Here is a 12,031-nt window from a genome sequence, read left to right as displayed (position 1 = left end):
GACCCTTCCGACCGGGGGACGAGGACGCCGTCATCGCGGTGATCCTGCCTATCCAGCGGGACGAGTTCGGGATCGCCATCACCGCCGCCGACCAGCCCGACCTGGGCGCCATCCCCGAGTGGTACCAGACCGGGACCGGCCAGTTCTGGCTGGCCGAGCTTGACGGCCAAGCGGTCGGCACGGTGGCCCTGAAGGACATCGGCGGCGCGGCCGCGGCCTTGCGCAAGATGTTCGTGAAGCCCGAGGCGCGCGGATCGGTCGGGGCGGCCCAGGCGCTGCTCGACGCCGCCCTCGCGCACGCCAGGATGAACGGCGTCGCGACCGTCTGGCTGGGGACCACGGACCGGTTCACGGCCGCGCACCGGTTCTACGAGAAGAACGGCTTCGATCCGGTCGCCGTCGAGGATCTGCCGGACGCCTTTCCCCGCATGGCGGTCGACACGCGGTTCTATCGGCTGGCGCTCTAGAGCGTCGGACATGAAATCGGAATCGAAGGGATTCCAGGTTTGCGCGAAGCATGATTCACCGTGGTTGGAGGTGGATCATGGGCAAGAGCTATTCGGGTGATCTTCGAGATCGGATCATTGGCTACGTCAGCGCCGGTGGATCACGTCGTGGTGCGGCCAAGCACTTTGGGGTCAGCAACAGTTGCGCGGTGAAGCTGCTGGCGCGGGTGGAGCAGACGGGCTCTTGTGCGCCAGCGCGCCAGGGACGGCCGCCGGGAGACGGCAAGCTGGCGGCGCATCGGTCGTTCCTGATCGAACAGGTCGAAGCCAAGCCGGATATCACCCTGCCGCAACTGGCGGCCTTGCTGGAGGCGCAACGCGGGGTGAGCGCGGATCCCAGTTCGCTGTCGCGGGCGCTTCGCGCGGCTGGGTTCACATATAAAAAAAGCCCTGATGGCCTCGGAGCGCGCACGCGAAGCGGTGCGTGAACGGCGCAGGGAGTGGATCGAGCACCGCCAGCCCGTCATGCGCCAGCAGCCGGCGCGGCTGGTGTTCATTGACGAGACGGCGGTCACCACCAAGATGACCCGGCTGCGCGGCCGCAGCCTGCGCGGTAAGCGCCTGGCGGCCGATGCGCCCTTCGGCCACTGGAGAACCCAGACCTTCATCGCTGGCCTGCGATGCGCGCAGCTGACCGCGCCCTGGGTGCTCGATGGCCCGATGAACCGCGACGCCTTCGACGCCTATGTCGAGACCCAGCTAGCGCCGACGCTCAGCCCCGGTGACGTCGTGGTTCTCGACAACCTCGCCGCCCACAAGGGACCAAGAGCCGTCCAGGCCCTCAAGGCGCGGGGAGCCTGGTTCCTGTTCCTCCCGCCCTACTCGCCCGACCTCAACCCGATCGAGATGGCCTTCTCAAAGCTAAAAGCCCATCTGCGCGGCGCCTGCGCTCGCACCTTCGACGACCTCTGGAGGGCCGTCGGCGACATCTGCAGCCTCTACGAGCCCCAAGAGTGCTGGAACTACTTCAAGGCCGCTGGCTATGCGTCACATTAAACGCACGATGCTCTAGTCCCGCTTCGGCGCGTAGCTGAGGCGGCAGACGGTCCAGCCGTCCTCGCGGGCCATCTCGAACTTGCCGCCCAACTGCTGGGCCATGGCCCTGACGATCCGCAGGCCCAGGCTCTTCGACCGCGCCGGGTCGAAGCCCGTGGGCGGGCCGGCGCCGTCGTTGCTGACCGTCAGCAGGTGGGTCAGGCCGGTCTGGTCCAGCACGATCCTGACCTCTCCGACCTCTTCCCCATTCGGCCCGGCCTCGCCGAAGCCGTGCTCCAGCGCGTTATTGAAGTTCTCCAGCATCACCAGGGTGACGGGCGTGGCTTGGTCGGGATGCAGGGGCTGCTCGCCGCCCTGCAGGGTCAGGCGCACGCGGGCCCCGGCCGCGGCGGCGGCGCTGGCCAGCAGGGCCTCGGCGAAGTCGCGGAACGGCACGGGCTCGCCCATGCGGTTGTGCAGTTCGCGCTGGATGCGGGCGATGATCTCGATCCGCTCGCCGGCCTGTTCCAGCGCGTGACGGGCGTCGACGTCGGTGACGCCCTGCCCCTGCAGCCGCAGCAAGGCGCCGGCGACCTGCAGGTTGTTGCTCACCCGGTGATGCAGTTCGCGATAGAGCAGGTCGCGGCTGTCGGCCAGTTCGCGATAGCGCTCCCGCTCGCCCTCCAGCTGGTCCAGCGCCTTGCGCATGCCGTCGATGAAGAAGATGTCGACCGCCACGACGAAGGCGTAGAAGGCCAGGGCCACCAGCACCGAAACATCGAAACTGAAGGCGAAGGTCGGCGGGATGAAGAAGTACCAGGCGCTGACGCCGCTCAGGACGGCGCACAGAACGCCGGGGCCCAGGCCGCCCAGATAGACAGCCACCACGATGGCCGGGAAGAAGGTCACATAGGGAAAGCCCGGCGGGAACACCGCGTTCAGGCCAAAGCGCAGCAGCACCGCCAGCATCGTCAGGCCGACGGCCAGGCCGTAGCGCGCGACGAGACTGTCCCTGATCCTTCGCCGCAGATTCAAGCGCCGTTCTCCCCTTCCCCGCTAGCGGTGCTGGGCCTTTCGGGGCGCGGCGTCAAGCGGGCGAGCGACGTTGGATGCACGCGCGGGCGTTCCGTTTACACCCTAACCATCGTCATTCCCGCCCTTGTGGCGGGAACCTCTGGTTCAGCTGACACGTGAGATACAAGCGAACCGCCAGCGGTTCGCCCCTCCCGCACCAGCGGCGGACGGAGGGGTTCCCGCCACAAGGGCGGGAATGACGGTGGATATTGGATAGCAAAAGGCCCCGGAGATTGCTCTCCGGGGCCTTCGCTTAGATCAGCTGTCGCTGAAGACCGTTCGAGATTACTCGACGATTTTCGCGACGACGCCGGCGCCGACGGTGCGGCCGCCTTCACGGATGGCGAAGCGCAGCTTCTCTTCCATGGCGATCGGGGTGATCAGCTCGACGTCCAGCTCGGCGTTGTCGCCCGGCATGATCATTTCCACGCCTTCGCGCAGCTTGATGATCCCGGTGACGTCCGTCGTGCGGAAGTAGAACTGCGGACGGTAGTTGGTGAAGAACGGGGTGTGACGGCCGCCTTCTTCCTTGGTCAGGATGTAGGCTTCGGCCACGAACTTGGTGTGCGGCGTGATCGAACCGGGCTTGCACAGCACTTGGCCGCGCTCGACGTCTTCACGCTTGGTGCCGCGCAGCAGCACGCCCACGTTGTCGCCGGCTTGACCTTGGTCCAGCAGCTTGCGGAACATTTCGACGCCCGTGCAGGTCGTCTTCTGGACCGGACGGATGCCGACGATTTCGACTTCTTCGCCGACCTTGACGATGCCGCGCTCGACGCGACCGGTGACCACGGTGCCGCGGCCCGAGATCGAGAACACGTCTTCGACCGGCATCAGGAACGGCAGGTCGATCGGGCGTTCCGGCTGCGGGATGTACTCGTCCACCGAGGCCATCAGGGCCAGGATCGCTTCTTCGCCGATCTTGGCGTCACGGCCTTCGACCGCGGCCAGGGCCGAACCCTTGGTGATCGGGATGTCGTCGCCCGGGAACTGGTAGCTGCTCAGCAGCTCGCGCACCTCCATTTCGACGAGCTCCAGCAGCTCTTCGTCGTCGACCATGTCGACCTTGTTCATGAACACGACCAGGGCCGGCACGCCGACCTGACGGGCCAGCAGGATGTGCTCGCGGGTCTGCGGCATCGGGCCGTCGGCGGCCGACACGACCAGGATCGCGCCGTCCATCTGGGCCGCGCCCGTGATCATGTTCTTCACGTAGTCGGCGTGGCCGGGGCAGTCGACGTGCGCGTAGTGACGGTTGGCCGTCTCATACTCGACGTGCGCGGTGTTGATCGTGATGCCGCGGGCCTTTTCTTCCGGCGCCGCGTCGATGTCGGCGTAGTTCTTGGCGGTCGCGCCGCCCGACTTCGCCAGCGTGATCGTGATCGCGGCCGTCAGCGTCGTCTTGCCATGGTCAACGTGACCAATCGTGCCGATGTTGCAGTGCGGCTTAGTGCGTTCGAACTTTTCCTTGGCCATCTTCTTAGCTCCAGGACCCCAGCGGGGCCTTCAATGGTTGGACTTCTGGGGTTCTTAGTTAGGCGTACTTCTTGATCACTTCGTCGGCGACGTGTTGCGGCACCGGCTCGTAGTGATCGTAGACCATGCTGAACTGGGCGCGGCCCTGGGACATGCCCCGCAGCGTGTTCACATAGCCGAACATGTTGGCCAGCGGCACGAAGGCGTTCACCACCGTGGCGTTGCCGCGCATGTCTTGACCCTGGATCATGCCACGGCGGCTGTTCAGATCGCCGATGACCGAGCCCAGGTATTCTTCCGGCGTCACGACCTCGACCTTCATGATCGGCTCGAGCAGCTTCGGGTTGCCCTTCTCGCGCAGTTCCTTGAAGGCGGCGCGAGCGGCGATTTCGAAGGCCAGGACCGACGAGTCGACGTCGTGGAACTTGCCGTCCGTCAGGGTCGCCTTGAAGTCGATCAGCGGGAAGCCGGCCAGCAGGCCGTTGTCCTTGACCGATTCCAGGCCCTTCTGGACGCCGGGGATGTATTCCTTCGGCACCGCGCCGCCGACGATCGAGTTTTCGAACACGAAGCCCGAACCCGGCTCGCCCGGCTCGAAGGTGATCATGACGCGGGCGAACTGGCCCGTACCACCGGTCTGCTTCTTGTGCGTGTAGTCGATGTCGACCTTGCGGCCCAGCGATTCACGATAGGCGACCTGCGGCGCGCCGATGTTGGCCTCGACCTTGTAGGTGCGCTTCAGGATGTCGATCTTGATGTCGAGGTGCAGCTCGCCCATGCCCTTCAGGATCGTCTGGCCCGACTCGAAGTCGGTCGAGACGGTGAAGGACGGATCTTCGGCGGCCAGCTTCTGCAGGGCGACGCCCAGCTTCTCCTGGTCGGCCTTCGACTTGGGTTCGACGGCGATCTCGATGACCGGAGCCGGGAATTCCATGCGCTCCAGGATGACCGGCGACTTCAGCGGGTCGCACAGGGTGTCACCGGTGCGGGTTTCCTTCAGGCCGGCCAGGGCGACGATGTCGCCGGCATAGGCTTCCTTGATGTCTTCGCGGTTGTTCGAGTGCATCAGCAGCATGCGACCGACGCGCTCGCGCTTGTCGCGGGTCGAGTTCATCAGGGACATGCCGGTTTCCAGCTTGCCCGAGTAGATGCGGCAGAAGGTCAGCGAACCGACGAAGGGGTCGTCCATGATCTTGAACGCCAGAACCGACAGCGGCTCTTCGTCCGAGGCCTTGCGGACCACTTCTTCTTCGGTCTTGAAGTCGATGCCCTTGGTCGGCGGGATGTCCAGCGGCGACGGCAGGTAGTCGACGACGGCGTCCAGCAGCGTCTGCACGCCCTTGTTCTTGAAGGCCGAGCCGCAGAGGATCGGATAGAAGGCGCCGGTCAGCACGGCCTTGCGGATGCACTTCTTGATGGTGGCTTCCGAGGGCTCTTCGCCGCCCAGGTAAGCTTCCATGGCGTCGTCGTCGAGCTCGACGGCGTTCTCGACCAGGTAGGCGCGCGCTTCCACGGCCTTGTCCATCAGGTCGGCCGGAATTTCTTCGTCCTTGTACGACGCGCCCAGGCCGTCGTTGTCCCAGACCACGGCCTTCATGCGGACTAGGTCCACGAGGCCCTTCAGGCTCGATTCCGAGCCGATCGGGAATTGGATCGGAACAGCCTTCGCGCCCAGACGGTCGCGGATCGATTCGACCGACTTGTCGAAGTCGGCGCCGATCTTGTCCATCTTGTTGACGAACACGATCCGCGGAACCTTGTACTTGTCGGCCTGGCGCCAGACGGTTTCGGTCTGCGGCTCGACGCCGGCGTTACCGTCCAGCACCGTCACGGCGCCGTCGAGGACGCGCAGCGAGCGCTCGACTTCGATGGTGAAGTCGACGTGCCCGGGGGTGTCGATGATGTTCAGGCGCTTTTCTTGCCAGAAAGCGGTGGTCGCGGCCGACGTGATCGTGATGCCGCGCTCTTGTTCCTGTTCCATCCAGTCCATGGTCGCGGCGCCGTCGTGGACTTCGCCGATCTTGTGCGACTTACCGGTGTAATACAGGATCCGCTCGGTCGTCGTCGTCTTGCCCGCGTCGATGTGGGCCATGATGCCGAAGTTGCGGTAGTCTTCGATTTTATGCGTGCGGGGCATAGCGATCGCTCTGCGAAACGGGGCGGCCCAGAACGGACACGACCGGGATTAAACGTGCGGCGCGGGCGGTTTATCGCAAACCGCCCGCGCCTGAAAGAGTGCTGGTAAGGAAGATTACCAGCGGTAGTGCGAGAACGCCCGGTTGGCTTCAGCCATCTTGTGGGTGTCTTCGCGCTTCTTCACGGCGGTGCCGCGGTTGTTCGAGGCGTCGAGCAGCTCACCGGCCAGCTTCTCGGTCATGGTGTTCTCACCACGCTTGCGCGCGGCGGTCACCAGCCAACGGATGGCCAGGGCGCGGCGACGGTCCGGACGGACTTCGACCGGCACCTGATAGGTGGCGCCGCCGACGCGGCGCGACCGGACTTCGATCGCCGGGGCGACGTTGTCCAGGGCGGAGTGGAAGGTCTCAAGCGGACCTTGGTCCTTGCGCTTGTTTTCCAGGATGTCGAAAGCACCATAGATGATGTTTTCGGCGACGGCTTTTTTGCCCTCGTACATCACGTAGTTCATGAACTTCGTGACAACCAGATCCCCAAACTTGGGATCCGGCAGGACTTGGCGTTTCTCGGCGCGACGGCGGCGGGACATCTTCTTCTATTCCTTACTTCGGACGCTTGGCGCCGTAGAGCGAACGACGCTGCTTACGATCCTTGACACCTTGGGTGTCGAGGACGCCGCGCAGGATGTGATAACGGACGCCGGGCAAATCCTTGACGCGGCCGCCGCGGATGAGCACCACCGAGTGCTCCTGCAGATTGTGACCTTCGCCCGGGATGTAGCACACGGCTTCGATGCCGGTGGTCAGACGGACCTTGGCGACCTTACGCAGAGCCGAGTTCGGCTTCTTCGGGGTCGTGGTGTAGACGCGCGTGCAAACGCCGCGACGTTGGGGGCAGCCCTTCAGGGCCGGCACCTTGTTCCGGACCGGCTTCGGGGAGCGCGGCTTACGGATGAGCTGGTTAATGGTAGGCATTAAGTCTCTGCTCTGATGGAAGCGTGTGCCTTTCGGCCGAAGCGCTTCAGGTCCTTGTCTTTGTTGTTCTTGGTTCAAGGCTCCGCTTGGAGACCCGATAAACACGAAACTCGCCGGGGCGCGGTAGCACACCGACGGGTTCTCCGCCAAAAACGGAAGCTCATCAGGACGCACGCGAACGCACGCCTCGAAAAAGAGCGCGGTATGTACTCGCGAAGGGGCCGAACGTCAACCGCCTGTTCCCGCGTCGGTTAACGCCGCCTTAAGGCCCAAATTCCAGCCCCGTTTTCGCCACCGCAAGCTGCACAGGCTCACGCTGGGATGGAGCATCTTGTTTGCGCACCTCGCCTCGCCATGTGGGGAAGAGACGAGCAAGGTCCAAGGGCGGGCGGGAGGACGGGTGAGCGTCGGCGTGAAGATCAGCGGACGCGACCGTCGGAGGGCGACGATTCTCGCCGGCTCGCTGCTGCTGCACGTGATCCTGCTGACCTGGCTGGCCCTGCCCGTTCCACCGCTGCTGGAGACCCTGACCGCCGACGACCTGCCGACGGTGACGGTGGACCTGGTCCGTCCTCGCCAGGCGGAACAGCCCCGCCCCGCCCCGGCCTCGGCGGCCAGCGCGCCCTCGCCGGTTCTGCCCTTCCGGATCCGCCCGCCGGCCCGGCCGGCCCCGGCCGGGGTTCCGCGCCTGGCCGTTCCCGCCGCCGGGATCGTCCGGCCAGGAACCGCTACCCGCCCCGCGCCCCTGCCGGGCGAAGGCGCTGGCGACCTGCGCACGGCCCTGCGGACCAGCACGGGCTGCGTCAGCGCCGACGCCGTGGGCCTCAACCGCCGTGAACGCGAGAAGTGCGACGAGCGCTTCGGGGCCGCCAAGGCCAAAGGCGATCCCCTGTCGGGCATGTCCGCCGACAAGCGCCGGGCGCTCGAGGCCCAGGGCGCGGCTCAGCAGGCCTACAAGGACTATCTCGACGCCCCGATGGCCCCGGGCGTCGACCATCGCAGCAAGGACCATCCCGGCACGATGAAGGAGATCCCCTTCGTCCTGGGCGCCGAGCAGGACGGCCTGGGCCGGCCGCGCAAGGACGTGGTCGACCAGATCCGCAAGGAGAAGGACTCCGCCGACCGGGCTCGCAAGTTCCTCGAGCTGCAGAAGAAGCAGAACTAGAGCGCGGCCGCCGGACCAGAGCCCGGCGGCCGTCACGCCTAGAAGCCGATCCGCGTCCCCAGGCGCAAGGTCCCGCCCGAACGGCCGCCGCCGTTCTCGCCGGTGGCCTCCACGAAGGTGAGCATCGCTCCGCCGGCCTGATAGCTCAGTCCGACGGTGACCTGGCCGAACGTGCGGCCGCCGTCGCGGGACAGGTGCTCGACCTGGTCGCCGCCGACCAGATCCAGGCCGTTCTTGACCGTGAAGTCGTGAACGACGAAGGCCGCCCCGTACGAGGTGAACACCCCGCCCAGGGCGTCGCTGCGCAGGGCGCCCCGCACGCCGGCCTTGGCCACGAAGCCGGCCGCGTTGTCGAAGTCCAGCCGCTGCGAGAAGACATCCACGTCGTCGAGGCGCGCGCTGACATAGGTGATGCTCAGCAGCTTCTCGTAGACCAGGCCGTCGTCCTCGGACCGGCTGCCGGCCTCGACCTGGGCGCCGTAGGCGGTGCCGTCGAAGTCGAGATCGATGGCGTCGGGGCCATTGCTGACCTTGATCGACTGGCGGTCGACCTTGGCCAGGGCGTTCAGGAAATAGCCGCCGCGCGTCAGGGCCAGATAGCCGCCCAGATTGACGACGCGCAGCTTGGCCTCCTGGCCGGCCGCGCCGCTGAAGCGCATCCGCGAGTCGGCATAGCCGCCGGTCAGGCCCAGCAGGACCCGGCCGCCGTCCAGGCCGGCGTTGATCAGGTCCGCGCCCATCTGCCCGCCATAGGTGGTCAGGCGGTAGTCGGTGGAGACCACGCCGGCGGCGCCGGTGACCTCGTCGTCGCGATCCAGGCGACCGCCGAAGGCCTGCCCCCAGACGGCCGCGCCATCCGCCTCGCCGTCGGCGTCGCGCAGATTGGCCACGTGGGCGCTCCAGGCGTCGGCCGACTGACGCCAGACGCCGCTGACGCCCTCGGACACCTTCAGCATCTCGTAGGCTCGCTGGCCGGCCACGCCCTTCAGGCGATAGGTGACCGTCGTCCCCGTGTCCTGGACCAGGCTATAGCGGACGAAGCCGATCTCGGCGTTCTCGACGTGGAAGGCGTCCTTGGTCGAACCGGCGCCGGCCTGGATCAGCACCGGGCCCTTGTCGCCGGTCAGGGCGGCGGTCTTGGCCGACAGGCCGCCCAGGACGACGGCGGTCTTGCCATTGGCGATGTCCCCGACGACCAGACGATCGACGCCGCTGGGTCCGACATCCAGGCCCAGGCGCGCCTTGGTCGCCCCGTTATAGTCGCCCGACAAGGTCAGGACGTCGCCGCCGTGGCCATTGCGCAGGTCGATGAGACCGCTGTTCTTCAGCGCCTCCAGCTGCAACAGCGAAACCTGGACGGGCGCTGTGGCCTTGGCGCCGATCGTGATGACGCCGTTGTTGAACAGGCCGTTGGATCCGCCGCCGAAGTCGACGCTGTCGACCAGGTCGACGGTCTTGTCGTTGGTGACGGCGTCGTCGCCGTCGGTGAGTGGCGTGTCGCCGAAGGTTCGGCTGGGTTCCTTGGCGCCGTCCTCGGCGTACGCCGCGAACGGCGTCGACAGGATCAGGGCCAGGGCGGTGATGGCGGCCGATTTGACGCTGGGCGGCCGGCAGCGTGCCGCGACCGGCGAACCTGCGCCGACGCGGTGGAGTGGACTCAACACTTACTGAACTCCGTAAGCGATCGCGCCCCCGCGATGAGCGGGGTCTACTATGGCGACGCTTGTCGGATCAAGGCGTGGTTGCGCCTCCCCCACCCAAGGTGGACCGGGCCGCGAGACTTCAGGCGGCGCGGCGCACGCCTTGGCTCGCGCCGCCGCCGACGCGGAAGCGCTGGACCAGCTCGGCCAGGCCCCGCACCTCGTCCAGCAGCGACTGGCTGGACGACGCCGAGCGGCTGGCCATGGCCGTGGTGTGTTGCGTGCCCTGGTCCATCTGGTTGACGGCGGTGTTGACTTGCGAAAGGCCGGCGGCCTGCTCCTGGGCCGAGGCGGCGATCTCGGTGATCACGCTGCTGATCGCACCGACCTGGCCGGCGATGCGCTGCAGGGTCTCGCCGGCCGCGCCGACCAGCGACACGCCCGCCCCCACCTGGCGTTCGGAGTCGGCGATGTGGATCTTGATCTCCTTGGCCGCGTCGGCCGAGCGCTGGGCCAGGGCCCGCACTTCCTGGGCGACGACCGCGAAGCCACGACCGGCTTCCCCGGCGCGGGCGGCCTCGACGCCGGCGTTCAGGGCCAGCAGGTTGGTCTGGAAGGCGATCTCGTCGATCACGCCGATGATCTGGGCGACCTGGCGGGACGAGGCCTCGATGCCGCCGATGGCCTCGACGGCCGAGGCGACGACCTCACGGCTGCGACCGGCCTCGGCCTGGGCGTCGCCGACGGCGCGGTGAGCTTCCTTGGCGCCGTCAGCCGTCCTGCGGACGGTGGCGGTGATCTCGTCCAGGGCGGCGGCGGTCTCTTCCAGGCTGGCGGCCTGCTGCTCGCTGCGGCGCGACAGGTCGTCGGCGGCCGAGGCGATGCCGCCGGCCCCGCTGTTCAGGCCCGACACGGCCGAGACGACGGCGGCCATGGCGCCTTCCAGGCCCTCGACAGCGCGGTTGAAGTCGGCGCGCAGGCCCTCGTAGTCGTGGGCGAAGGGTTCGGTCAGGCGCACGGTCAGGTCGCCGGCCGACAGGCTGTGCAGGCTCTCGGCCAGGCGGCGGACCACCTGGGCCTGCTCGGCCGAGCGGCGGGCGCTGTCGGCGCCGGCGGCGTCGCGCTCAGCTTCGGAGGCCTCGCGGTGGGCGGCGGCCTCGGCGGCGATGCGGTTCTTCTCCAGGGCGGCGTCGCGGAACTGGTGCACGGCGTCGGCCATCAGGCCGATGTCGTCGGCCCGGCCGGCGAACGGCAGGCTGACGGTCAGATCGCCGCCCATCAGGCGGCTCATGGCGTCGCGCATCGCGCCCAGCGGCGACAGCTGGCGGCGGGTCATCAGCACCGACGCCCCCGCGCCGGCCGCGCCCAGCAGCACGCAGGCCACGGCCAGGATGGTCAGCTGGCGATAGACGGGCGCGAAGAAGTCGGCCTGCGGCACGCCGACATACATCACGCCGATCACCTGGCCAGCGGAGTCCTTGATCGGGTCATAGGCGACGAAGAACGGGCGGCCCAGGATCTTGGCCTCGCCGCGATAGGGCTCGCCGCGGCCCAGCACGGCGTCATAGACGGGCCCCTTGGCCAGGCTGGTGCCGACGGCGCGCGAGCCGTCCGGCTTGGTGACGTTGGTGGTGACCCGCTTGTCGCCCATGAAGACGGTGGCGGTGCCGCCGACCAGGGCTTTCACGCGATCGACGCCGTCGAAGTCGCCGTTCACGGCGTGATCGCCGACCAGCAGATGGTCGCCCTCGCGGCGGAAGCTCTTGCCCCGCTGCCCGATCACGTCCCAGGCCACCCGCATGCTGGATTCCTGCGCCTGCGTCGCCTGACGGCGGGCGAAATCCAGGGAGCTCTTGGCCACGATCCCCAGGACCGCGAGGGTCAAGACCAGAAAGGCCAGGGCGATGGTCAGGCTGACCTTGGTGGAGATGCTCGCGCGCATGGAGGGTCCAGGAATTGATCGGGATCAAGCTTCCTTCGCGTCACATAGCTAAAGCTCGGATTAATAACGCTGTTTTGAAGGTGTGCAGCGCAGCAATCGCGACGATCTGACGCATGGCGGGCGGGCGCGCGTCGATTTCGACC

10 protein-coding genes and 2 pseudogenes are annotated in these 12,031 nt (G+C 67.2%); 4 read left to right on the top strand and 8 right to left on the bottom strand.

Going from position 1 to position 12,031, the window contains the following annotated elements; translation table 11 throughout:
- Positions 1 to 38: 38 nt before the first annotated feature.
- Both MZV50_RS05090 and MZV50_RS05085 read left to right on the top strand, forming a co-directional pair.
- Positions 39 to 467, top strand: a complete 429-nt coding sequence (locus MZV50_RS05090) for a GNAT family N-acetyltransferase (RefSeq protein ID WP_252633322.1) — start codon at positions 39 to 41, stop codon at positions 465 to 467.
- 77 nt (positions 468 to 544) lie between these two features.
- Positions 545 to 1,502 (top strand): IS630 family transposase gene (locus MZV50_RS05085; RefSeq protein WP_252629765.1). Its coding sequence is split into 2 segments (ribosomal slippage): positions 545 to 870 and positions 869 to 1,502, totalling 960 coding nucleotides; the frame shifts between segments, so codons are not numbered across the junction.
- A gap of 12 nt (positions 1,503 to 1,514) precedes the next feature.
- On the opposite strand, the gene MZV50_RS05080 is transcribed toward MZV50_RS05085, so the two are convergent.
- From MZV50_RS05080 to rpsL, 6 genes and pseudogenes are all read right to left on the bottom strand, one after another.
- The gene (locus MZV50_RS05080) at positions 1,515 to 2,516 is read right to left on the bottom strand and encodes a sensor histidine kinase (RefSeq protein WP_252633320.1); all 1,002 of its coding nucleotides are present in this window, start codon (positions 2,514 to 2,516) and stop codon (positions 1,515 to 1,517) included.
- A 110-nt stretch (positions 2,517 to 2,626) separates the two neighbouring features.
- Positions 2,627 to 2,770: pseudogene (locus tag MZV50_RS05075) on the bottom strand (hypothetical protein); the annotation flags it as partial.
- A gap of 70 nt (positions 2,771 to 2,840) precedes the next feature.
- A complete protein-coding gene (gene tuf / locus MZV50_RS05070) occupies positions 2,841 to 4,031 on the bottom strand; it encodes an elongation factor Tu (RefSeq protein ID WP_252633318.1) in 1,191 nt (396 codons plus the stop codon).
- Between the two features lie 58 nt (positions 4,032 to 4,089).
- Positions 4,090 to 6,168 carry an elongation factor G gene (gene fusA / locus MZV50_RS05065; RefSeq protein WP_252633317.1) on the bottom strand — a complete coding sequence of 693 codons (2,079 nt, stop codon included), beginning with the start codon at positions 6,166 to 6,168 and terminating at the stop codon, positions 4,090 to 4,092.
- 114 nt (positions 6,169 to 6,282) lie between these two features.
- Positions 6,283 to 6,756: a 30S ribosomal protein S7 gene (gene rpsG / locus MZV50_RS05060; protein WP_252633316.1), complete on the bottom strand. Its 474-nt coding sequence runs from the start codon at positions 6,754 to 6,756 to the stop codon at positions 6,283 to 6,285.
- A 13-nt stretch (positions 6,757 to 6,769) separates the two neighbouring features.
- Positions 6,770 to 7,141, bottom strand: a complete 372-nt coding sequence (gene rpsL, locus MZV50_RS05055; RefSeq protein WP_004624021.1) for a 30S ribosomal protein S12 — start codon at positions 7,139 to 7,141, stop codon at positions 6,770 to 6,772.
- A gap of 23 nt (positions 7,142 to 7,164) precedes the next feature.
- Here rpsL and MZV50_RS05050 point away from each other — a divergent pair.
- Positions 7,165 to 7,407: pseudogene (locus MZV50_RS05050) on the top strand (hypothetical protein).
- Positions 7,408 to 7,541: 134 nt separating this feature from the next.
- On the top strand, positions 7,542 to 8,306 hold the full coding sequence (locus MZV50_RS05045) for a hypothetical protein (RefSeq protein ID WP_252633315.1): 765 nt from the start codon (positions 7,542 to 7,544) through the stop codon (positions 8,304 to 8,306).
- A 38-nt stretch (positions 8,307 to 8,344) separates the two neighbouring features.
- Here MZV50_RS05045 and MZV50_RS05040 read toward each other — a convergent pair whose 3' ends face one another.
- The gene (locus tag MZV50_RS05040) at positions 8,345 to 9,970 is read right to left on the bottom strand and encodes a hypothetical protein (protein ID WP_252633314.1); all 1,626 of its coding nucleotides are present in this window, start codon (positions 9,968 to 9,970) and stop codon (positions 8,345 to 8,347) included.
- A 118-nt stretch (positions 9,971 to 10,088) separates the two neighbouring features.
- On the bottom strand, positions 10,089 to 11,888 hold the full coding sequence (locus MZV50_RS05035; RefSeq protein ID WP_252633313.1) for a methyl-accepting chemotaxis protein: 1,800 nt from the start codon (positions 11,886 to 11,888) through the stop codon (positions 10,089 to 10,091).
- Positions 11,889 to 12,031 lie beyond the last annotated feature (143 nt).

The organism is Caulobacter segnis (assembly GCF_023935105.1).
In the GTDB taxonomy this organism is placed as follows: Bacteria; Pseudomonadota; Alphaproteobacteria; order Caulobacterales; family Caulobacteraceae; genus Caulobacter; species Caulobacter segnis_B.
This window is presented reverse-complemented; position numbering and strand designations above follow the sequence as displayed.

Excerpts from the sequence above, each read along its gene's own strand:
- fusA (WP_252633317.1), bottom strand. The coding sequence starts at position 6,168 with ATGCCCCGCACGCATAAAATCGAAGACTACCGCAACTTCGGCATCATG.
- MZV50_RS05035 (WP_252633313.1), bottom strand. The coding sequence starts at position 11,888 with ATGCGCGCGAGCATCTCCACCAAGGTCAGCCTGACCATCGCCCTGGCC.
- rpsL (WP_004624021.1), bottom strand. The coding sequence starts at position 7,141 with ATGCCTACCATTAACCAGCTCATCCGTAAGCCGCGCTCCCCGAAGCCG.
- tuf (WP_252633318.1), bottom strand. The coding sequence starts at position 4,031 with ATGGCCAAGGAAAAGTTCGAACGCACTAAGCCGCACTGCAACATCGGC.
- rpsG (WP_252633316.1), bottom strand. The coding sequence starts at position 6,756 with ATGTCCCGCCGCCGTCGCGCCGAGAAACGCCAAGTCCTGCCGGATCCC.